The following is a 22,041-nucleotide window of genomic DNA, read 5'->3' as shown; positions in this document are numbered from 1 at the left end:
CCTTCGTCCTTGAGGAAAGCACATGGCTCCCAATCCCACCCTCATGCAAGCAGTTGAACACCTGGGCTACCGGGTCACAGTTGGCGATGTAGCAACCCAAGCTGGGTTAAATGTCAACATGGCTCAGGCTGGATTACTCGCTCTGGCATCCGACGCCGGTGGACACTTGCAGGTAGCAGAAACCGGCGAGATAGTCTACCTTTTCCCTAAGAATTTCCGAACCGTTCTCCGCAATAAGTTCTTGCGGCTGCGACTGAAGGAATGGTGGGAAAAAATTTGGAAAGTTTTGTTTTACCTAATCCGGATTTCCTTCGGGATTATCCTGATTGCTTCCATTGTCCTAATTTTTGTAGCGATCGCAGCTATTCTCATCGCCGTCAATAGCAGCCGCGACAGCGATGATTCCGGCGGCGGTGATCACGGTGGCGGTGGTATGGTATTTATGCCCCGCTTCTGGTTCGGTCCTGACATCTGGTGGTTTTTCTATCCAGACTATGGCGATCGCTACGAACGGCGTCGTGTCTCATCCCCCGAAGGCAAGAGACAGATGAACTTCCTAGAAGCCGTCTTCTCCTTCCTATTTGGCGATGGGAATCCCAATGCCGATTTAGAAGAACGCCGCTGGCAAGAAATTGCCACTGTAATCCGCAATAACCAGGGTGCTGTCACCGCCGAACAAATCGCACCTTATCTGGATGACATGGGCAAAGGCTGGGGCAAAGAATACGAAGATTATATGCTTCCTGTCCTCACCCGTTTTAACGGGCAGCCGGAAGTCAGCCCAGACGGAGAAATCGTCTATCACTTCCCAGAGTTACAAACGACAGCCCAAGAGCGGAATTCGCAGCCGGTGGGTGCTTATCTCCGAGAGCGTCCTTGGCGCTTTAGCCAAGCCGATAGCGGACAAATTATGCTCTCTGCGGGATTAGGTGCCGTGAATATTATCGGTGCTTTAGTTCTCAATTCCCTGTTGCGGGGTGAGATAGGGGTTGAATTAGCGCAATCCGGCGGACTTATCGCCTTCGTGCAGTCAATTTACTGGATATTGCTGAGTTACGGCATCGCTTTCCTGTCAATTCCCTTAATTCGCTATTTCTGGATTCAGTGGAGAAATCAGCGAGTTGAAGCCCGGAATCAACAACGACAAGAACGCGCTATCTGGTTGAATCAAGCGAATTCTGCTTTGCAGAAAAAAATTGCTTATGCTCAACAATTTGCCGCGAAAACAGTCATCGGTCGCGAGGATTTAGCCTACACGACCGAAACCGAGCTTATAGAACAGGAGATCGAGCAAGCCGATAAGATTGATGCAGAATGGCAGCGTCGCCTCAACCAAAGCGGTTCATAAAGATTCCTTGGGGCGTTTAAAAATCAAGAAACCATATCCATAACCAGGATGGGAATTCACTCCGGTTAATTCCCAGCCTTCCTGTCCTAGTTGATTGGATAATTCATGGAGGGGTGGGATGTCTTGTTTATCTCGAAAGTCTTTTTCGTTGACACTTTTGGGTCGCAGATCGCCTGCAAAGTAGTCAAACCGAACAAAGAGATACTCCCACTTTTTCACAGCAATCCTTCTGGCGTTTGATAAAGTCAGCTGAAAAGCAAGGAGCGATCGCTCCGGGATGAGCAAAGCAATCTCACTTTGTGGCGATCGCTTCGCTCATCCCGACTTTGGGGAGGTAACAGCCCTGCCTCTACTGCACTTTCATGCTAGCGATCGCAGTGCGCTGATAATAGTGCCCCAAAATTTGCTGGTAGTTTGTCCCCTGCTGAGCTAAATTGTAAGCCCCCCACTGGCTTAAACCAAGACCGTGACCGAAACCACGACCGTTGAGCTGAAAACCCGTTCCTGTAGAGCTGACCGTGAACAACGTACTCCTAAGCTTCAGCGCTTGGCGCAGCTGACTTCCGGTCATCCGCCGCGTGCTACCACTTCCAACAACTTTCATCGTCATAATCCGTCCGCTAGGAGTAGTGCGTTCCGGTATCAAAGATTTAACATTGCTTACACCCAGAAGCCGACTCAGTTCGTTGCGGGAGAAACTTTTCTGCCACTGATATCCCGGTGTCCCTTGGTCGTAGTCTGGCACGCCGCGCAAGTAAGCCAGGGGTTGCGACCAAACATTTTCCACATTTTCCGTGTGTCCTCCAGAAGCGGAGTGGAAGACAGCGAGAATAATTTGACCGTTGTAGGTCAATACTTGCCCAGCAGTGGCATTCACAGCCATTTGCGTTGACTCAGCTTCGGTTTCCAGACCTTTGTAAACTTGCCAAGTCTGGGTATCACCGACATCAAAAACGCTATTGCCAGCAGTTTGGCGCTTATATAGGGCATAGGAACGAGCGGCAACAGCTTGCGCCTTTAGAGCTTCTAGAGGCCAATTGGCGCTCATTTCCGAGCCTAAGACGCTGTAAAGATATTGTTCTAAATCAACTTGGTTGACGGCGGTGAGTCCTTTGCCGGTGCGAACCAATCGGGTGCGTCCCCGATACCAGCGATCGCCGATCCAAACATAGCCACCAGCCGTCGGTTCCACTATCAGTTGCGTGCTTTGCTTTCCGCCCAGCGCCACGCTACCGCCTGTAGGACGGGCTTCCATGCCATCCATTGCCGCCATTTCTCCTACCACTCGACCGGCACTATCGCGGATTACGGCTTTCGTGGAACTGCCTACGGTAATCTTGCTGACACCTTCTTGAATCGCCACGCGCATTTCCATTGCTTTCGCGGGCGCAACCAGCATGAGCCACAACAAGAAAGTCAGCCACCATTTAGAAGGATGTAGCCGCCCGGAGGACGCCTTCCCGAAGCCTAAGATGAAGCAAGAAGTCTGAAGCATGAAGGATTTCTGTTTGCCTAGAAGCTGTTTAGTTACCATCTATTGAAACCTGCTTACACGATGCCAAATGGAGTGCTAGGGATAGTCATCATTAAATTCCACTTAAATTGAGAGCTTAAATCCCGTCCTTGAACTTCACTGAGGAGGATGGATTTATTCAGCCCTAATTCAAAAGCGTAGGGGCATGGCACAGAAAAAGCCCCTACAGAAGATGAATGAGTGTAAGTTATTTAATCCACGTTCCTTAGTTCAAGACCCTTGAGAGCAAATCCGCTTGTAAATTGGCACGACCCGCTAACTTTTCTTAACGTGGATATATTTACCATGTTTGCTGTCAGAGTGCTAGTAATCAATCCTGTGAACTTTTATCCTGAGTCTTTAGAGGAACTGCGTGTTCCCCAGATGCTGTGTCAGGATAGTTACGGGAGGCAATTCCTAGACTTTGTGACCGTTTTCTTGCCAAAATGCAAATTACTTTTTTAGGGACAAGCTCCGGTGTACCGACGCGATCGCGCAATGTGTCCAGCGTGGCTTTACGGCTAGCTCAACGAGGAGAACTCTGGCTGTTTGACTGTGGTGAAGGTACCCAACACCAGCTATTCCGGAGTGACCTGAAAATCGGTCAACTGAACCGGATTTTTATCACCCATATGCACGGAGACCATATATTCGGCTTAATGGGTCTTTTGGCAACCTGTGGTTTGGCTGGCAATGTTCAACGCCTTGACCTCTACGGCCCCCCCGGTCTCAATGAATACCTGCGGGCTTGCAGACAATACTCTTCAACCCATTTTTCCTACCCGGTTCAGGTTCACACTGTACAACCTGGAGTGGTGTATGAAGACGAAGAATTTATCGTCACCTGTGGTCCCCTGAAGCATCGAGTCACAGCCTTTGGCTATCGAGTCACTGAAAAAGACCGTCCAGGGCGCTTCGATGTGGAAAAAGCGAAAGCACTCTCAATTCCTCCGGGCCGGGTCTATGGGCAACTCAAACGCGGCGAAACGGTGACGCTGCTAGATGGGCGGCAAATTCATGGAGCAGATTTGTGTGGACCGACAGAAATTGGTCGCAAATTTGTTTACTGTACCGACACGGTTTATTGCGATGAGGCAGTGGAACTTTCGCGGGATGCGGATGTGTTAATTCACGAAGCTACCTATGCCCATCAAGACGCCCAGCTAGCTTTTGATCGCTTGCACTCCACTTCAACGATGGCGGCTCAAGTTGCTTATGCTGCTAGTGTTAAGCATTTGATCATGACCCATTTCAGCCCCCGCTATGCCCCCGGTAATGCTATTGGGCTGGATGACCTGCTCACGGAAGCGCGTGCCATTTTTCCGAGTACGGAATTAGCTTATGATTTTCTAAATTATGAGGTGCCTCGGCGTCGGCAGGAGGAATTAAAAATTTAAAATCCCCTTTTTAAATTTTTAATGCAATTACTTTGAATCGTTCACTGACCGCTCGCGTTCCGAAGCCGGTCGCGTATTTCAACGAGACGGTTTTGACTGCTGACGGGCGATCGCGGTAGTGGAACTTCTGTGTTGGGCCAACCGCTGAGATCGTTACAGGGACAAGCTAAAGGCGGCATTCCCGCAGTCCGGACGGGTACAGGCATAGTGCAACGAGAACAGGGCGACACATCCCATGCCGGTGTCAGCAACTGGGCAATCGGTTCTTCGGTGCCCTCTAAGTAGCAGTCCCCTGATGAGGAGAGGATTTGCTGCCAGCAATTTTCAAATTCTTGAGAGTAGCGATCGCCCCGAATCACGGGTTGCGGCAACAGCGCTTCTTGACCATTCCGAATCAAAACTTTTTTGCCCAACTGAAACCAATAAGCAAGATACTGTCTGACTTGGTGTTGAGATGCCATAACAACGGAGTTAACGGTAATAGGTATAGAGTAATGAACAACTCGCTTTTTCTCAATTGGCTTCTCAATTAGCAATGAGTCATTCGCAATTGCCCGTTTGCCTCTAAGTCTTTCTATGCTAGCGCCTATGATCATTTTGGTAATGGCGTTCCCAGGTGGCTCAGGTTGAGAACGTGACCAGCAGTAACTAAGTAGACTGGGTTAGCGATCGCGCCCACTCGACGCACCAGCCCTCCCAGGCGATCGCGGAACAGCCGACCGAGGGGATAGGCGGGAACAACCCCCCAACCCGTTTCCTCTGCCACCAAGATCGCATCACTGACACTATCCAAACTTTCCAGCAACTCCTGGCACGTCTTCTCCCAAGTTTCATCGTCTTGGTCTAAAAAATTAGCCACCCAAGTTCCCAAAGAATCAACAAGGAGACAACTCGAATTCTGCGATGACCGAATCGTTGCTGCCAGTGTTATCGGTACTTGCAGCGTTGCCCATTCCCTAGGGCGTCGTCGTTGATGTTGTTCAATTCGAGACAGCCATTCTAGGTCGTTGGGGTCAACTTGAGCCGTTGCTACATAGACAACTGGCTTACCCGAACGCATTGCCAGCGTCTCCGCCCACTCACTTTTGCCAGAACGGGCTGGACCAGTTACTAAGATTAAATTCTTAATAGAAGTCATTCAGATGCGATCGCGAAGGACTTTTTCAACCATTTGCGGCGAGTTGTGCATTAAAGTTAAATTCAACAGTGGCAGGATTTGTATCTTCCCCACCTATACGGTGTCCGGGTTATTCTATCGGTCAGACTTCCCATGAATTTTGGTTTTGTCCTCCGAGAGAGTTAATCCTATCAGACAAATAAACCAATAAAATAGAAACAAAAAGCCAGGAAAAGCAAAAATCCCAACCTTTTTAGAGATTCTAGCGGCAGTTAACAGGTTTGATTTGCAGGAGTGGCGTCAGATAACTATGAAACCAGAATTAAAACGGATTGAGACAACCCTGGATCGATTGGCAGAGCAAAGTCCTGTCATCGAAAACCCGACCCCTTGGGAAAATCAGCCCGATCCGATGGGGTGGGGTTCAGACGCATCATCAGATGCCAATCGCTCTATTTCGATGACTGTAGAGTCTTTCTCTGACCAAAAGCAATCTGGCAAGACGCCCGTCCTGCCAAAATTAAAAGCTCCCAGTTTCACTAACCATCGGAACGCTGCCAATCCTGCCTTGGCGATGACCCTGTTGCAAGAAATTGAAGTGATTGTCGGGGGTTGGCAGAAAGAACTCCACCAAATCTTGCGCCAAATTCAAGATATTTATCTAGAAGGACCGATTGTTGATGGTTGGTTAGAGTCTCATGCCCGCGAACCAGAGGTTGGTGTTGAGGCGCTGCGTCAGGCAGTACACAAGGGTCATGCCAAGTCTGTACACCAGCTGATGGACTATGTAGAAGAACTCTGCAATCAACCCGATGAAAAGGTAACTTGTGAATCTCCACGGGCTGGATACCGCCTTGTAGGAATGGATGAGAATGGTCAATTTTGGTCGCGTCCCTGTCCACCGGAACAGATTCCGAGTGTGAGTGTCGCGATCGCTCGTTATCAAAAACTGCGCCTGCTGCTGAATCGCAAAGAGGATCTGGAAACCCGCCTCAGTCAGCTGGCGGAAACACTCGTTGTTCTACATAGTCATCTAAGTGAGAATTAAAAATTAGAAATTAAAAATTAAAAATCTCAGTAATTTCTGCAATTTTTAATTTTTAATTTTGATTTTTAATTGAGCTAGCCCATACCCCCAATTTATGACAGAGCCTAAAATTTCTGCGATTATATGTACTCACAATCGAGAGCAGTATTTAGGTGCTGCCATTGATAGCTTGCTGAATCAAGATTTTTCGGATTTTGAAGTCGTAGTGGTGGATAATGCCTCCAGCGATCGCACATCCGAAATCGTCAAAGCGCGACCAGGAGTAAAGTACGTCTACGAAGCCGTTACAGGTCTATCTGTCGCCCGAAACCGGGGTGCCAAGGAAGCCAAAAGTGAAATTCTCGCCTATCTAGATGATGATGCTGTTGCTAGCCCCTCTTGGCTGTCGGCACTCTATGATGCTTATCAAAGCAATGAAAAATTAGCGATCGCTGGTGGCAAAGTCACCTTACTCTGGCCCGATGGCACCACGCCTCCTCAGTGGCTTTCTCCCGGACTATCCGGGTGTCTGGGAGCATACGATTTAGGAGATTCTACCGTTTATATCAAACAAGCCGGGATGACCCCCAGAGGCTTAAATTACTCGCTCAGACGTACCTTTTTAGAGCAAATTGGGGGGTTCGATGTTAATCTGGGTCGAGTCGGAAAAAATTTGTTATCAAATGAAGAATTACACACGACAGAACGGGCACTGAAATTGGGTTGGCAAGTTGCCTATCTGCCGAATGCCTTAGTTGCCCACAATGTCTCTCCCGAACGCCTTGAACAAGCCTGGTTTTTAAGCCGGGGCTGGTGGCAAGGCATCAGTGAATGTTACCGCGAACAAATCGCTGGTAAGGCAGGACCGCGTCAGCTATTGTTGGGAGGCGAACGAATCGTGCGTGGTCTCTACAAATCTGTTAAATATTTTGGCGATCCCGCCCAACGCTTCGATAATTTGGTGTATGCCTACGGTCAGGTGGGTTATTTGAGTGCAGCAATTCAAGGGATGTTATCTGCTCCTTTCAAAGTGCAAAGTCCAGAGCCGGAATTAAAGATTAAAAAAGAAAAACCTTAATTTTTAATTCTTAATTGTTAATTTTTAATTATTCCTTCATTCTTCAGAATCATGACCTCCACACCCTCCAAACTTCCCGTATCAGTTCTGATTCCCGCTAAAAATGAACAAGCAAATCTGGCGGCTTGCCTGGAGAGTGTAGCCAGGGCTGATGAAGTATTTGTCGTAGATTCCCAAAGTAGCGATCGCTCGATTGAAATTTCCGAAAGTTACGGCGCAAAAGTTGTCCAATTTCACTTCAACGGACGCTGGCCTAAAAAGAAAAACTGGGCTTTAGACAATCTGCCTTTTAGTAATGAATGGGTGCTAATTGTTGATTGTGATGAGCGCATTACCCCCGAACTCTGGGATGAAATTGCAACTGCCATTGAAAATCCAGAATATGAAGGCTACTACCTGAACCGCAAAGTATTTTTCCTCGGAAAATGGATTCAACATGGCGGTAGGTACCCCGACTGGAACCTGCGTTTGTTTAAGCACAAAACAGGTCGCTACGAAAACTTGGGGACAGAAGAAATTCGCAACACAGGCGACAACGAAGTTCACGAACACGTCATTTTGCAAGGCAAGTCAGGCTATCTGAAAAACGATATGCTGCACATTGACTTTCGGGACGTATTCCACTGGCTGGAACGACATAACCGCTACTCAAACTGGGAAGCCCGCGTTTATTTAAATATCCTGACCGGCAAAGACGAAAGCGGCACGATTGGCGCTAATTTGTTTGGGGATGCGGTACAGCGCAAGCGGTATCTCAAAAAAACTTGGGTGCGCCTCCCATTCAAACCGTTGATCCGGTTTATTTTGATTTACATTATTCAGCGGGGCTTTTTGGATGGGAAACCTGGATACATCTATGCACGGCTGATGAGTCAATATGAGTATCAAATTGGCGTCAAACTTTATGAATTGATGGAGTTTGGCGGTCAGTTGAACGTAGCGGCTGCCTCCTCCGTGCCTCCCCAGCCGGTAACCCAGCCAGATTCATTAAAAGGAAGCGTGTAGGGTGTTGGAACCAGGCGAACAACCGCCAGCGATCGCGTTGGAATCTCCCGAATCTCTGATTGATTTACGCCGTTACGACCAATCCTGGTTTGATAGAGGACGACCGGGTTGGTTTGTTTTGCTGTGGTGGTTGGTACAAGCGATCGCGTTCCCCATAACTCCTCATCCCTTTAGTGGCATCCGCTGCTGGCTTTTGCGCCTGTTTGGGGCAAAACTCGGCACCGGCTTAGTCATCCGCCCAACTGCCCGCTTTACTTATCCTTGGAAAATCGAAATCGGAGATTACAGCTGGATTGGGGATGATGTCGTTTTATACAGCCTTGACCGCATCCACATCGGTCAGCACTGCGTCATTTCCCAAAAAAGCTACCTCTGTACCGGCAGTCATGACATTCAAGATCCAGCTTTCAAACTGACGACAGCCAGGATCGCGATTGGCAACGGCGTCTGGATTGCCACAGATTGCTTTATTGCGCCTGGGGTTGAAATCGGAGCAAATTCCGTGATTGGGGCACGTAGCAGCGTTTTCGGCAACATTCCACCCCAGCAGGTTTGCTGGGGCAGCCCCTGCCGTCCCCACTACTCTAGAGAAATTAAAAATTAGATTAAAAATTAGAAATTAAAAATGGGGGGAAGAATACCTTTATTTTAGTTTTTAATGCAAGCATTTTTAATTATTCATTCATATTCCGGTAAGTAGCAACGGCTGACGGAGAGATTCGATTTAAGTAGCGGAAAATCCAATACTTAAATATCGTATCCAAAATGACAGGAAAGGTGGAAATAAATAGAAAGTTAAAATCTCTGTTTTCTGGTAAGCCTAAATGCCTTGCCGTTCCTTCCAGAATCACTTCCCAGCCGTGAGGAGAGTGAAATCCTACAAAGATGTCAGTGAATAAGATAATAATAAAAGCTTTAGCACTGTCACTGAGACCATAAACTACGTCATCGATAAAAGCTTTGAAAATAGCAATTTCTTTTTGGCTATTAAGAAGTAACAAGTAAAGAGATCCCGCCGCAATTAGATCGGCAAAAACATTTTTGATAGCATTTGCACTTCTGTGACTGTATTCCTCTCCAATTTTTAATGCCTTCTGTTTGACTTCTTCTTCTATCCCCTCTCTAGAGAGTTGAGGAGCTACACCGATTAAGCTTTTAAATTTTAGCGATTCTTCAAATCTTTGTAATTCTTGAAATGCCTCTTCTTCTAGATCGACATTTAAGAAAATTTCAGTTTTGTTTGGCTCCCGGAAGCGATCGACGAGAGGACCAACAAAGAAATTTTTACTAACTTGTTGAGTTAATAGAGGAACTAAAATTAAAACTAAAATAAACCGAATAGAAATAATCGTTTTCGTTTGGGAAGTGCGAAAACTTTGAACAACTTCTTCTTCTGAGTTGGGGTCAAAGTTTCTCTTGAGTCGATCTAGCGTACTTAAGATGGAGCGAGGAACAAAACTGGTTGTATCAGTCATTGTTTCTGCCTCCTCAGCCACTCGGTTGTCTGTGGGAAACAAAGTTGGCTGATTGACTAGATTGTTAGCCTCAACCCGGTCAACATTTCTCAAGTTCATTTCTAAAGGTTTAGATTTGGGAACAGGGACTAAGGCTGATGAGGAACGATTTTTTTCAGGCTTGTATTTAGATAAAACATCATCAATAAATTTAAGTTTTTCTAAAGTTATGGATTGTTTATCTTGAGAGTCAAAATCTTCTCTTCTAAAATTTGCCGCTCCGGTCGTCCTTGTTTTTCTTGTTACATCTGGATTAGAACGAGTCACAATTGAAGCGCTTGCCTGAAACTCTGCCAGCCCAAATTTAGCAGTTTTTAAGTAATTTTTAAGTTTGGCCTCAAAATAAGACATGGCATTTTCACGGTATTTTTGACAATCGGGGGAGATTTTTTTACCGTCAAAATGTTCATCTTCCAAAGCCTTAATCATTAAGGCTGCCTTATATGCCCGCTCCAAGGCTCTGTCTGGGGTGTCTGAGAACCACTGGTTGGCAGTCCCTAAGTAGGATTGGAGCTGTGTCAAGAAAGATAGTTTCATAATAGAAACCGAAGGATTACACAAGTATTACCCAGCGTTTAGCAATGTTAACGCAATCGCAGACCATCTGGATCGACGGGCCTACTCGCAGTGGAAAGACGACTCGCCTTGTCAATCTGTTTTGCCAGTGGGTTGAACGGGGATCTCAACCGAGAGGTTCGCGCCGGAAGGCGGGAAGGCGGGAGCAGGCACCGACAATCTTAGTCTTTGCTGCTAATGATGATAATCGGAGCGAATTGGCTGACCGCTTGGCTAGGGCGACACAGGGACGGTATCCCATTCAATCTAAAACACCTCTGGGTTTCTTTCAGGATGAGGTGATCTTATTTTGGCCTTTATTAATTCAGCGGTTGAATCTTAGGGCACAATTTCCAGTGAGACTGCGCCCGGAAACTGAGCAGGAGTTAGCCACCCGGTTGTGGCGTCCGGAGTTGGATAATGGGAACCTCCAGTTTTTGGGGGTGAGTGAGTCTCGTTCAGTGCGTCGCATTCTGGACTTGTTGCAGCTATGCGCGATCGCAGGACGACCCCTTGAGGAAATTCCCAGTCTTTTGGAACAAGGTTTCGCAGATCAACAAGGGTTTGCGAGGGACGACGATCCGGTGGTGGAACGCCCCGACTGGGAGAAAATCGGAACTGTGCTGATTGATTGGCGACAATGGTGTTTAGACCGGGGATTGCTGACCTATGGGATTATTTGCGAACTTTATTGGCGTTATTTGCTGCCAGATGAAGCTTATCAGCAGCACTTGATTCGCCGCTATCAGGGAGTACTGGCGGATAATGTGGATGATTATCCAGCGATCGCCTGCGATCTATTCAACTTCCTTTTAGATCAAGGAGCTGCCGGAGCCTTTACCTATAATCCGGATGGGGCAGTGCGACTCGGTTTGAACGCCGATCCAAATTATCTTGCCAGTCTGGAGTGGCGCTGTCAGGTAGAAACTTTGAGCCAAGAACCGAGCAGTGTGGCAGCACTTTACGGAAAGCCGGTGGTGGAAGCGGTGAGCGACCCGATGTTTCTGTTGACCTTACCGGAGTCGGTACAGTTGATTCAAACCCCGTCCCGCGCTCAGTTGTTACGAGAAACCGCTTTAGCGATCGCAGAGGCGATACACAGCGGACAGGTGCAGCCTCAGGACGTGGCAGTGATTGCCCCTGGTTTGGATGCGATCGCTCGCTATACCTTAATCGAAATCCTCAGCAGCCAAGATATCCCCGTCCAAACTTTGAGCGAGCAGCGTCCCCTGAATGCTTCCCCTACAATCCGGGCGCTACTGACGCTGCTGGCGCTCGTTTATCCAGGGTTGGGGCGACTGGTAGACCGGGATGCCGTGGCGGAAATGCTGGTGGTACTGAGTCAGGAGTCAGGAGTCCGGAGTCCGGAGCCAGGAGGTAGCACCCATTCATCCCCGATCGTTCATCCTTCATCCTTCAAGATTGACCCAGTCAGGGCGGGTTTGTTAGCCGATTATTGCTATTCCCCCGATCCAGAACAACCCCGGTTGCTGCCGGTGACATATTTCCCCCGCTGGGATCGGCTGGGACACTCAGCCTGTGCTGCTTATGAAGAGATTTTGCAGTGGCTAGAAGTGCAACGAGATCAGCTGGAACAGCGTCTAATTCCCAACTGCGTCGCCCTGCTTGATCGGGCAATTCAGCAGTTTTTGTGGAAAGGCAGCAATCTCCCTTACGACCAGCTAGCTGCCTTACGCGAACTGATGGAAACCGCCCAACACTACTGGGAAGTCGATGGACGCTTGCGGCAGAGCGATCGCATTGAAACCCCAGATTACACCACTATCGATCGGTTTATCTGCTTGTTGCGTCGCGGTACTGTCACTGCTAACCCCTACCCCGTGCGCCCCCTCGGTCTTGACCGTCACGCTGTGACTTTGGCAACTATCTTCCAATATCGGGCGGCTCGTCGCTTCCACCGATGGCAATTTTGGCTCGATGCCGGTTCGCACCTTTGGTCAAAAGGCGGTGCTGCCACTCTCTACGGTGCCCCTTTGTTTCTCAAGGATTGGTCGGGAGAGGCGCTAACCGAAGAAGATACCCAAGAAGCAGACGAGCAAAGACTGCGGCGGATTTTGCTCGATTTACTAGGGCGAGCGGGGGAGCGAATTTATCTGTGCCATAGCGAATTGGCGACGAATGGACAGGAGCAAACTGGCCCGTTATTGTCCTTAGTCAATGCCTCAATTCCTTTGAACCCTGATTATGCATTCAGCTAACAACACGATCTTGCCGAGGTTTTTAGAGGGCATGGAGAAAAAGGGTAAGTATCCAGATATATGCCCAAGCCATCGGTATCCCGATAAACAATCCTGCGATCGCCCAGCCTCTTTGATGGGCTTTGAATTGTTCAATACTCCGCCATTTTTTACTTTTCCAAGCCCATTCATTGCCCTTAGAACCGAGGGCGAACCCCATCAACCAACCGACACTCGGTATCCAGGCTAAAAGTCCAATCCAAACATGATTGCTCAAAGGCCATAGATAAGGCATCAGAAATGCGCCCCAGTTCCAGCCCTTGATTTCATCAGGTACTGGTACTGTCTGATCAAATAAATTGCCTTGCCCAGAATTATTGACCAGTGTTGATTGATTTAAAGGTTGAATACCCAGTGAAGTATTAACCTTTGTTCCTTCTTTAAGCGCTTTCAGGGCATATTTTGCACTTATAAACCGTTCTTCTGGAGCTGGCTCTGTTAACTTTTCAATCCAGCTAATGAGCGGTTTACTGAGGCTCACCTGCTGAGAAAATTGAATCCGCAAGTTCCGAGAAGGCAAATCAGCCGGTGCCGTACCTGTCAACAAATGGATTAAAGTTGCTCCCAGAGAATACAAGTCTGAAGCTGGAACAGCCCTTCCACCAAATTGTTCCATCGGCGCATAGCCATAAGTTCCCACGACAGTAAAAGTGGCTCCCTCTTTCGAGGCTTTATCTTGCACCGCTCCAAAATCAACTAAATACACTTTGTCATCATCACCCCAAATTAAATTACTCGGTTTGATGTCTCGGTGTAGCACTGGGGGACTCAGTTCGTGTAGATAAATTAGAATATTCAAAATTTCCGAGGCAATCTTACGGACTTCCTTTTCACTGAACTTTTTGCCTTGTAAGAGTAATTCCTTCAGAGAGGTACCGGGGATGTGTTCTTGGACTAACCCGAACCAGAGCGATCGCTCATCGATACAAAAATCATCCCCATATTTAGGAATTCGGGGATGATTCAACTGCTTAAGGATTTGTGCTTCTCGCTCAAACAGTTTGAGATCGTCCCACTGTACCTCGCCGCCAAATGCGAGGAGTTTGACAACGACTAAATTTTTTTCTTCAGTTTCAATATCCGTCGCTAACCAAGTTTGTCGTCCCGCATTTTGTCCCAATCTTTGTTTGAGTTGATAACGCCCCTGTAATATCTGTTCGGCTTGCAGCATTATTCGTTATTTTCCGTAGAAAGCTGAGATGAGGGATTTAGAAACTTAGTATTTGCCTTCACGTATACTGATAATTCGGTTTTTCATCTTGTCACAGCGCCCTTATCTACCTTCCTATCTGCTCTTTTGGTATCTCTAGTGTGCCCGCAGGACAGGCTGGTTTGCCATTGTTATAAATTGGCTCTGGTAGTTTGGTAGCACCAACAGCATTAGATTCACACAAAATTGCTATTGTTTTCATCTTGCCCTTAACAGCATCTGAGGATTTTGCAGGTACTATAAACACACCTCCAACATAGCTTTTGTTATTACGATGGGGTATTGCGTAGTTAAATGCAGCTTTACTCGCCAGCACACGAGTTGCATATTCGTAGTTTCCTTTCTGAGTTTTCATGCCAATTCCTAGTTTTTCAACCGAATTAGAAAATTCATTGTTTTCTATGAAATAAGCTTTCTGACCACGATTCATTGCCCCAACAGATTGTCTTGCTTCGGATTTTTCAATGATTGCCCGTTTGGCAAAAAAACTTGGCAGAGCAATAGCCGCGATGAGAGCCATAAAAGTAAATAATGGCAGCGCAGTTGAAAGTGCTAAACGACCATAACGAACCGAATTGCCATTTGCCTGAGCCTCTGTTTCGCTATCGGAGCTTTTAAAACTTTCCACTTGTTGCAAAGCTTCAAGTGCCTCGCGTGCCGTGCTGAATCGTTTTTCTGGAGCTGGCTCTATAAGCTTCTCAATCCAACTGCTGAAATTGGGATTGAGGCTGACTTTATCGCTAAATTGAATCCGCATCTGATGCTGCGGTAACTCAGAAGGCGGCGTTCCAGTTAACAAGTGAATTAGGGTGGCTCCTAGCGCATAAAGGTCTGATGCTGGAACTGCACGTCCCCACAACTGTTCTGGCGGCGCATAGCCACTGGTTCCTACCACAGTAAAGGTAACACCCTCTGCCTTAGCGCGGTCTTGAACCGCACCAAAATCAACTAAATAAAACTGCCGATCTTCCCCCAAAATTATGTTGCTAGGTTTAATGTCTCGATGTAATACAGGCGGACTTAATTCGTGCAGATAAATTAGAATTTCTAGGATGTCCGTGGCAACATAGCGTACCTGCTCTGGTGTAAATTTTTTGCCTTTATCTAATAGCTGACGCAGGGAACTGCCGGGAATGTAATCCTGCACTAATCCAAACCAAGGTAAGCCGCCACCCGCCTGTTCGTCGAGAGAAAAATAATCTCGATAGGTTGGAATTCTGGGATGGTTTAAGTTTTTCAAAACTTGAGCTTCCCGTTCAAAAAGCTTGAGTTCCTCCCACTGCATTTGAGGACTGAAAGCTAGCAATTTAACAATTACCGATTCGCTGGGTTCGGCTTCTAAATCTTCTGCCAGCCAGGTTTTACGCCCTGCATTTTGTCCCAGTTGTTGTGTGAGGTGATAACGCCCCTGTAAGACCTTTTCTGCTTGCAGCATGATGATTTTACTTAATTAGTTGCTAATTGAAGGATTGAAGGATTACGAATAGCTAGTTTGGGATGGCTCTTGGTCATTCGCTCCTATCTCAGCCAGTCTTGGATCTGTCGAGCTATCCAGTTACGTTCAGGTTCAGTCAGGTTCTGAGCGAAACAGTATTTCAGCAAGCCAGTTTCGAGAGTGACTCCTTCTAAAGGAATTGCTTCAACATTTTTGATGCTAGAAATTTTTCCCTGGTGGCTAAGATATTTCAACCCAAACAATTGCCTTTTTATTACAAAGCTATCTTGATAGAATTCGATACAATAATCTCCCCAATAATTGAGTATGGGCCATTTCAAATCGGCTGGAATTTTCCACAATTCATTATGTACGCTCATCCATAGCCGACCCAAAAACAGTGTTGATAGAATGGATAAAATCAACGAAAATATTAAATGAATCGATGACAACAAGGACAAGAGCATATAAAATGTTAAGAAACCTAGCCATAACAGCAATAAACCTAGCAGAAATAGAGAGATGACAGAGGTCGCTACTAGCATCAATTTCCCTGTAAAGGTGAGAATGTCTGTAAGTAGCAATATTCCCCGCCCAGGAATTTTGATTTTTAACTGGGTAGAAGACTTCCAAAGCTGAACGCGACTGCCAACAGGCTGACGGATTTGTTGCAGGAGAGCGTTGAGAGAACGATTGGCTTTAAGGTCTTCCAGTGCTTGACGGGCGGTACGATATCGTTGCTCTAAATCGGGTTCTGCGATCGCTTCAATCCACCGTACAAAATCGGAGTTAAGGCTAACCTTGTCGCTAAAGTGAATCCGTAAATTCTTTTGGGGCAAATCTGCCGGGGCGATGCCGGTTAACAAATGGATCAAAGTCGCCCCCAGCGCATACAAGTCGGATGCCGGAACTGCCTTTCCCCAAAATTGCTCTAGGGGCGCATAGCCAGTGGTTCCCACCACAGTGAAGGTGACTCCCTCCGCCACGGCAGAATCTTGAACTGCACCAAAATCCACTAGATAAATTTGTTCATCTTCTCCCCAAATCAAGTTGCTGGGCTTGATGTCGCGGTGCAGCAACGGCGGGCTTAACTCGTGCAGATAGATGAGAATATTCAGTACCTCGGTGGCAATCTGCCGCACCTGGGCTTCGGTAAAGCGTTTGCCCTGTTTTAATAATTTTTGCAGGGAGGCACCGGGAATGTATTCTTGCACCAATCCAAACCAGCACAAACCAGCACCAACCTGCTTATCGAGGGAAAAATAATCTCGATACCGGGGAATTTTGGGGTAATCGAGATTTTTCAGAACTTGCGCTTCGCGCTCAAATAGCTTGAATTCGTCCCACTGCATCTGGGGGCTGAAGGCTAGCAATTTGACGATGACTTGTTGTGGCGGTGATGCCTCAATGTCAGTTGCCAGCCAGGTTTGACGCCCAGCATTTTGTCCTAATTTTTCTTGAAGTTGATAACGCCCTTGCAATACCTGCTGTGCTTGCAGCATCTCGCCCTTGGTTCCTTAGCGCCGTATGTACTCCAATTTAGCTAGCGATCGCTCTAAGCGCTACCGTTTCGCTACCACCCCGTCAGGTGTCCACTCTATTTCACTTAATACTGAATACAAGCGATCGCCCTCTCTTTCCCAACAAACGCGATCGCTCTGTTTGAGGACGACAGCGAAGCAATATACCCCAATAAGCGTAGAGACGCGATTAATCGCGTCTCTACAAGAATTTTATTCGGTTACTCTTCCGGCTTAGGCATCATTCAACGCCGCAATACCAGGAAGTTCCTTCCCTTCCAGCAACTCCAGACTTGCGCCACCGCCAGTGGAGATGTGGCTCATTTGTTCGCCCAAGTTCAACTGTTCTACGGCTGCCACCGAGTCGCCACCGCCGATAATCGTAGTCGTCCCACTCTTCGTGAGATCCGCCAGAGTCCGCGCGATCGCTTCCGTTCCCTTGGCAAATTGCGGAAACTCGAATACTCCCATCGGACCATTCCAGATTACCGTCTTGCAATCAGCAAGCGATTCCTGGAAGAATTTCACCGAGTCAGGACCAATATCCAAACCCATCCAACCATCGGGAATGGCGTCAATGCTAACCGTTTGAGCATTGGCATCAGCCGCAAAATTATCTGCAAGGATGACATCTGTCGGCAATAGCAGTTGAACACCACGCTCTTTCGCCTTCGCTTCCAAAGACTTCGCCAGTTCTAACTTATCTTCTTCCACCAGCGACTTCCCGACACTTAGCCCACGAGCCTTGTAGAAGGTAAAAATCATGCCGCCGCCCAGGATCAGCTTATCGCACTTATCCAGCAGCGTTTCGATGACGCCAATCTTGCTAGAAACCTTGGAACCCCCGATAATTGCTGCCAAAGGACGCTGAGGACTTTCAATCGCGCTTTGCAGATACTGGAGTTCCTTTTCAATCAAGTACCCCGCCACCGATGGGCTGAGATACTTGGTTACACCTTCTGTAGAAGCATGAGCGCGGTGAGCTGTTCCAAACGCATCATTCACATATAAATCGGCAACTGAAGCCAGTTTTTTAGCGAATTCTGGGTCATTCTTCTCTTCTTCCGGGTAGAAGCGGACATTTTCCAGCAGCAGCACGTCGCCATCTTGCATCGCCCCCACCTTGGCAGCGACATCATCACCGATACAGTCGTCAGTCTTGACAACTTCTTTACCCAGCAATTCAGACAGGCGCTTTGCCACCGGCGTCAGGCGGTATTTATCATCGACACCTTTGGGACGCCCAAAGTGACTAGACAGAATTACCTTAGCGCCTTTGGAAGTTAAATCCTGAATTGTCGGCAGAGCTGCCCGAATGCGAGTATCGTCAGTAATGTTGCCATTGTCCAGCGGTACATTAAAATCCGCCCGTACCAGTACCCTTTTGCCGGATAAATCGGATGCCGATAAATTTGCTACAGTTTTCTTGGACACAGCGTAAACCTCCTAATTGCGTCTTTTTATACTCTTCACTAGCAACCGCGTGTCACTGGTCGTTTGCCCTTTTCCCTCAAAAGCTAGATAGACCAAACCAAATGCAGGGGTAAGGTTATTTCTAGCTCTCTAGCCGTCCACATTTTACAAGAGTTGGGGTTTCTACAGGAGCGTGCCATGTTCAAGACTGTTCTGTTTCCTGTCGATCAAAGTCGAGAAGCGCGCGAAGCGGCTGATGTCGTTGTGAATGTTGTGCAAAAGTATGGTAGTAAATTAATTTTGCTTTCGGTGGTAGAAGAAACCAGCCCAGAGCCAGAGGTGTCGCCGCTAAATTCAGATGCTGCAATGACATCGCCAGAAGCAGTCGCCGAACTGCTCAAAACAGCTCAAAATTTATTTGCCGATCAAGGCATCCAGTCTCAAACGATTGAGCGTCAAGGCAAACCAGCTTTTACCATCTGCGATGTTGCTGACGAAATTGACGCTGATTTAATTGTGATGGGCTGTCGAGGACTGGGTTTGACTGAAGAAGGCATGACTGACAGCGTCACAAACCGGGTGATTAATTTATCGCCTTGTCCGGTGTTGATTGTTCCTTAGTCAAAGTTTAGATTTTGGATTTTGGATTTTAGATTCAATCTAAAATCTAAAATCTAAAATCTAAAATCTAAAATCTGATGACGACTCCTTCAATTCAGTGGTATCCCGGACACATTGCCAAGGCTGAGAAAGCGCTTAAAGAACAGCTCAAGCGTGTGGATGTGGTATTGGAAGTGCGAGACGCCCGAATTCCCATCTCTACGCACCATCCCCGCGTGCCAGAGTGGATAGGCGGCAAGGCAAAGGTATTGGTACTCAACCGCACGGATATGATTTCTCCCGCAGTCCGGCAACTCTGGACTGAGTGGTTTAGGGAGCGGGGAGAAACGCCATACTTCACAGATGCCCAGCATGGGAAGGGTGTGGCAGCAGTGGCACAGGCGGCGCAGGCAGCGGGTGTAGAGATGAATCAACGAAGAAGCGATCGCGGGATGCTTCCTCGTCCAGTCCGTGCCGTTGCGATTGGGTTTCCCAATGTGGGCAAATCGGCGCTCATTAATCGTTTATTAGGAAAGCGGGTGGTAGAAAGCGCCCGTCGTGCGGGTGTAACGCGCCAGCTGCGCTGGATACGCATTTCCGATGAGATTGAACTTTTAGATGCCCCTGGCGTTTTGCCTTCCAAATTAGAAAATCAGCCTGCTGCCTTCAAGTTGGCGATTTGTGATGATATTGGTGAGGCGTCTTACGACAATCAACGAGTGGCATCTGCGTTAGTCGATTTGCTCAAAACTCTCAACGCCCCCGATGCCGATTTATTTCTATTGAAGTCTTTACAATCTCGCTACGGAGTCGAGCCGAGTTCCTTCGCAGGCGACGAATATCTACAAGCTGTGGCAGATGAACGTCATAAAGGCGATGTAGAGCGCACAGCACGACAGCTATTAAATGATTTTCGCACGGGTTTATTAGGTGCGATTCCCCTAGAATTGCCGCCAGTCTGAATAGAAAAAGCTCCTGACAATTAACTGTCTTGTAGTCAGAAACTTTCCTATTTAGAAGGACAGGTATTTTTTGTCCGACCCTTCCAAATCCAACCGGAGACTGGAGAGTTAATTTCTATCCAGCCACTTTCTTCTTTTCCAGTCACAGAGACTTTGGTTCCTGCTTTCACAACATCCCCTGTTTTCTTTCGTCCATCCAAAGAGCGGACATTGGATGAACTAAGAACAACAACACAAGTGTTTTTCACTTCATTTTTAGCTGGCGCAGTAATTTGATTTTTAGCCGTTTCAGGAGAGGACGGGACTTGACGACTTGCAAAAATTACCCCAATTGCAATGACAAAGATAGCAGTGCTTGCTCCAATTAACAGCGGCAATTTGTTAGGAGATTTAAGTCCAGAATCCAGGCTGGACGACGAACTAATCGGAGCTGGGGCGGGATTTCCAGGAGCAATTGTCACCGTGTTCTGCGTGGCGGGTGCGGTTGGAGGCGTTGCTTCATCTACGACGCTAGCCGGAGAATCCACTGTCTTTTCCGATGAATTGCCTGTAGCAATGGTTACGGTATTGTCCGTAGGGGGCGCGATCGCCGGGGTGGAAATAGGAGCAGGGGCGTTATTGGGCGAGACGTGGGGATTGGTGCGTTCTTGAAGCGAGCGCAGTGCCTTATTTGCCGACACAGAACCGTCTTTCCAGTAACCGCGCACCTTCTGTCCCAAGACTGCGGCGATCGCTGCCGGGGAATTCGGATTGGTTAGGGAAGCAAGCGATCGCAATGCCTCGGTTGCTGACTGGTAGCGGAATTTGAAGTAGTGGCGTACCATCTGGCTCAGGACAGCGGCTAACCCATCGCTCACTTGAGCCAAGTGCCGCCAGAGAATCTCCCCGCTGTCAGGATCTTCTGCTAGTTGCCTGGGATTCATCCCGGTCAAGGCTTGGATACCAATCATACCGAGGGCGTAAAGATCGCTACTGGGGCGGGGTCTGCCTTGTCCCTGTTCGCTAGGCATATAGCCTGGGGTGCCAATCGCAACCGTTTCATTCATCCCTTCTTGAGCAATGACGGATTGCATCTGTACCTGTTTGACGGCACCAAAATCCACCAAAACTAACTTCTTATCGGAAGAACGGCGAATTAAATTATCCGGTTTGAGATCCCGATGAATCACCCCATTCTCGTGTACAAATTCCAAAATGGATAAGACTTCAGACAGCAGTTGAATCACCTGACTTTCGCTCCACTGCTGACCTGGTGGTAGTTCCACACTCAGAGGATGTCCGTCGATAAATTCCTGCACTAAGTAGAACTCTTCCTGCTCCTCAAAGTAAGCTAACAGCCGGGGAATTTGGTCGTGGTTCCCCAACTTTTCTAGAGTTTCAGCTTCGCTATTAAACAGGCGTCTCGCTGTTTGTAAAAATTCGGGATTGCTAGTAGCGGGTTTGAGGTGTTTAACAACGCAGCTAGGGTTCCCAGGTCGGCGCGTGTCTTGGGCAATGTAAGTATGACCAAATCCACCTTGGCCTAGCGCCTGGATCACCTGGTAGCGCTGGTCTAGTAATATGCCTATCATGGTGTCACTGCCCTGAGCTGAGGTAAACCGTTTAACATAATTGAGTTTTTCCAAAAAGGAAGCCGTGTTTTCCGGATGTTTCATCAGATATGTACGGATCAAAGGCGGATGTACATCTGTTGCCTCACCAGGATGAAAGGGCTACACCTTTCTCAGGGAATCCCTCTCACCCTCCGCACTCTTGATTGACTGCGCGTGAAAACCGCACCTTCGCGTGTTCTTCTGTGGTACCCACCTGTCAATGTTTCGACGGTCGTTTCGCTTCAACCTCGACCCGACATCGGGAACCAGCGAATACTATGATACTGTTGTTCAAGGAATGAGGGGTATGACCCCCCATTTTCAGCAGATAAGTCTGAAGGGCGCAAAGGCATGAATGCGAAAACTCAAATGATTTGCCCGCTTAAGCTGCCCTCAGGGTTTAGCTTGGGTCTTAGGTAAGGTTGCATCAATGCCTTTGAAAATGCCATAACCTTGAGGGGTAGTGAGGGAAAGTAATCAAAAGCCCCTTGCTCTGC

21 protein-coding genes are annotated in these 22,041 nt (G+C 47.7%); 10 read left to right on the top strand and 11 right to left on the bottom strand.

Annotated features, from left to right (window positions below):
- Positions 1-22 precede the first annotated feature (22 nt).
- Positions 23-1,348, top strand: coding sequence for a hypothetical protein (locus H6H02_RS24050; protein WP_190822558.1), 1,326 nt, complete (start codon positions 23-25; stop codon positions 1,346-1,348).
- On the opposite strand, the gene H6H02_RS24045 is transcribed toward H6H02_RS24050, so the two are convergent.
- From H6H02_RS24045 to H6H02_RS24035, 3 genes are all read right to left on the bottom strand, one after another.
- Positions 1,343-1,633, bottom strand: coding sequence for a hypothetical protein (locus H6H02_RS24045; RefSeq protein ID WP_190822556.1), 291 nt, complete (start codon positions 1,631-1,633; stop codon positions 1,343-1,345). The two genes, H6H02_RS24050 and H6H02_RS24045, sit on opposite strands and share 6 nt — an antisense overlap.
- Positions 1,634-1,697: 64 nt before the next feature.
- Positions 1,698-2,843, bottom strand: coding sequence for a SpoIID/LytB domain-containing protein (locus tag H6H02_RS24040; RefSeq protein WP_190822554.1), 1,146 nt, complete (start codon positions 2,841-2,843; stop codon positions 1,698-1,700).
- Between the two features lie 53 nt (positions 2,844-2,896).
- Positions 2,897-3,034, bottom strand: coding sequence for a hypothetical protein (locus H6H02_RS24035; protein ID WP_190822552.1), 138 nt, complete (start codon positions 3,032-3,034; stop codon positions 2,897-2,899).
- A 273-nt stretch (positions 3,035-3,307) separates the two neighbouring features.
- Here H6H02_RS24035 and H6H02_RS24030 point away from each other — a divergent pair, with 273 nt between their 5' ends.
- A complete protein-coding gene (locus H6H02_RS24030) occupies positions 3,308-4,258 on the top strand; it encodes a ribonuclease Z (RefSeq protein ID WP_190822550.1) in 951 nt (316 codons plus the stop codon).
- Between the two features lie 41 nt (positions 4,259-4,299).
- Here the strand turns inward: H6H02_RS24030 and H6H02_RS24025 are convergent, their stop codons facing one another.
- Both H6H02_RS24025 and cobU read right to left on the bottom strand, forming a co-directional pair.
- On the bottom strand, positions 4,300-4,719 hold the full coding sequence (locus H6H02_RS24025; protein WP_190822548.1) for a hypothetical protein: 420 nt from the start codon (positions 4,717-4,719) through the stop codon (positions 4,300-4,302).
- Between the two features lie 131 nt (positions 4,720-4,850).
- Positions 4,851-5,396, bottom strand: a complete 546-nt coding sequence (cobU, locus tag H6H02_RS24020) for a bifunctional adenosylcobinamide kinase/adenosylcobinamide-phosphate guanylyltransferase (protein WP_190822546.1) — start codon at positions 5,394-5,396, stop codon at positions 4,851-4,853.
- A gap of 289 nt (positions 5,397-5,685) precedes the next feature.
- On the opposite strand from cobU, the gene H6H02_RS24015 reads away from it, so the two are divergent.
- The 4 genes from H6H02_RS24015 (at position 5,686) to hpsU (ending at position 9,089) form a co-directional block, all read left to right on the top strand.
- Positions 5,686-6,423: a hypothetical protein gene (locus H6H02_RS24015; RefSeq protein WP_190822544.1), complete on the top strand. Its 738-nt coding sequence runs from the start codon at positions 5,686-5,688 to the stop codon at positions 6,421-6,423.
- Positions 6,424-6,517: 94 nt separating this feature from the next.
- The gene (locus tag H6H02_RS24010; RefSeq protein ID WP_190822541.1) at positions 6,518-7,480 is read left to right on the top strand and encodes a glycosyltransferase family 2 protein; all 963 of its coding nucleotides are present in this window, start codon (positions 6,518-6,520) and stop codon (positions 7,478-7,480) included.
- Between the two features lie 51 nt (positions 7,481-7,531).
- Complete coding sequence (locus H6H02_RS24005) at positions 7,532-8,485, top strand: glycosyltransferase family 2 protein (protein WP_190822539.1); 954 nt, start codon at positions 7,532-7,534, stop codon at positions 8,483-8,485.
- A gap of 37 nt (positions 8,486-8,522) precedes the next feature.
- A complete protein-coding gene (gene hpsU, locus H6H02_RS24000) occupies positions 8,523-9,089 on the top strand; it encodes a hormogonium polysaccharide biosynthesis acetyltransferase HpsU (protein WP_190822570.1) in 567 nt (188 codons plus the stop codon).
- 70 nt (positions 9,090-9,159) lie between these two features.
- Here hpsU and H6H02_RS23995 read toward each other — a convergent pair whose 3' ends face one another.
- On the bottom strand, positions 9,160-10,521 hold the full coding sequence (locus H6H02_RS23995; protein WP_347342647.1) for a proton extrusion protein PcxA: 1,362 nt from the start codon (positions 10,519-10,521) through the stop codon (positions 9,160-9,162).
- 59 nt (positions 10,522-10,580) lie between these two features.
- Between H6H02_RS23995 and H6H02_RS23990 the strand changes: the two genes are divergently transcribed.
- Positions 10,581-12,773, top strand: a complete 2,193-nt coding sequence (locus H6H02_RS23990; RefSeq protein WP_190822535.1) for a recombinase family protein — start codon at positions 10,581-10,583, stop codon at positions 12,771-12,773.
- A gap of 22 nt (positions 12,774-12,795) precedes the next feature.
- On the opposite strand, the gene H6H02_RS23985 is transcribed toward H6H02_RS23990, so the two are convergent.
- The 3 genes from H6H02_RS23985 to H6H02_RS23975 form a co-directional block, all read right to left on the bottom strand.
- Positions 12,796-13,983, bottom strand: a complete 1,188-nt coding sequence (locus H6H02_RS23985) for a serine/threonine-protein kinase (protein ID WP_190822533.1) — start codon at positions 13,981-13,983, stop codon at positions 12,796-12,798.
- 106 nt (positions 13,984-14,089) lie between these two features.
- Positions 14,090-15,457 (bottom strand): type IV pilin-like G/H family protein, encoded by a 1,368-nt coding sequence (locus H6H02_RS23980; RefSeq protein WP_190822531.1) that lies wholly within the window; start codon positions 15,455-15,457, stop codon positions 14,090-14,092.
- An 83-nt stretch (positions 15,458-15,540) separates the two neighbouring features.
- The gene (locus tag H6H02_RS23975; protein ID WP_190822530.1) at positions 15,541-16,959 is read right to left on the bottom strand and encodes a serine/threonine-protein kinase; all 1,419 of its coding nucleotides are present in this window, start codon (positions 16,957-16,959) and stop codon (positions 15,541-15,543) included.
- A gap of 25 nt (positions 16,960-16,984) precedes the next feature.
- Here H6H02_RS23975 and H6H02_RS23970 point away from each other — a divergent pair, with 25 nt between their 5' ends.
- Entirely contained in the window at positions 16,985-17,215 is a 231-nt protein-coding gene (locus H6H02_RS23970) for a hypothetical protein (protein WP_190822528.1), read from the top strand.
- Here H6H02_RS23970 and H6H02_RS23965 read toward each other — a convergent pair.
- Complete coding sequence (locus H6H02_RS23965) at positions 17,212-18,411, bottom strand: phosphoglycerate kinase (protein WP_190427814.1); 1,200 nt, start codon at positions 18,409-18,411, stop codon at positions 17,212-17,214. The genes H6H02_RS23970 and H6H02_RS23965 overlap by 4 nt on opposite strands.
- A gap of 177 nt (positions 18,412-18,588) precedes the next feature.
- On the opposite strand from H6H02_RS23965, the gene H6H02_RS23960 reads away from it, so the two are divergent.
- Positions 18,589-19,011: a universal stress protein gene (locus H6H02_RS23960; protein WP_190822526.1), complete on the top strand. Its 423-nt coding sequence runs from the start codon at positions 18,589-18,591 to the stop codon at positions 19,009-19,011.
- A gap of 77 nt (positions 19,012-19,088) precedes the next feature.
- Positions 19,089-19,952: a ribosome biogenesis GTPase YlqF gene (gene ylqF, locus H6H02_RS23955; RefSeq protein WP_190822524.1), complete on the top strand. Its 864-nt coding sequence runs from the start codon at positions 19,089-19,091 to the stop codon at positions 19,950-19,952.
- 47 nt (positions 19,953-19,999) lie between these two features.
- Here ylqF and H6H02_RS23950 read toward each other — a convergent pair whose 3' ends face one another.
- Positions 20,000-21,523: a serine/threonine protein kinase gene (locus H6H02_RS23950; RefSeq protein ID WP_190822568.1), complete on the bottom strand. Its 1,524-nt coding sequence runs from the start codon at positions 21,521-21,523 to the stop codon at positions 20,000-20,002.
- Positions 21,524-22,041 lie beyond the last annotated feature (518 nt).

The sequence above is a fragment of the Coleofasciculus sp. FACHB-1120 genome, from assembly GCF_014698845.1.
Taxonomy (GTDB): Bacteria; Cyanobacteriota; Cyanobacteriia; order Cyanobacteriales; family FACHB-T130; genus FACHB-T130.
Note: the sequence above shows the minus strand (reverse complement) of the source record. Positions and strands in the feature narration are given on the sequence as shown.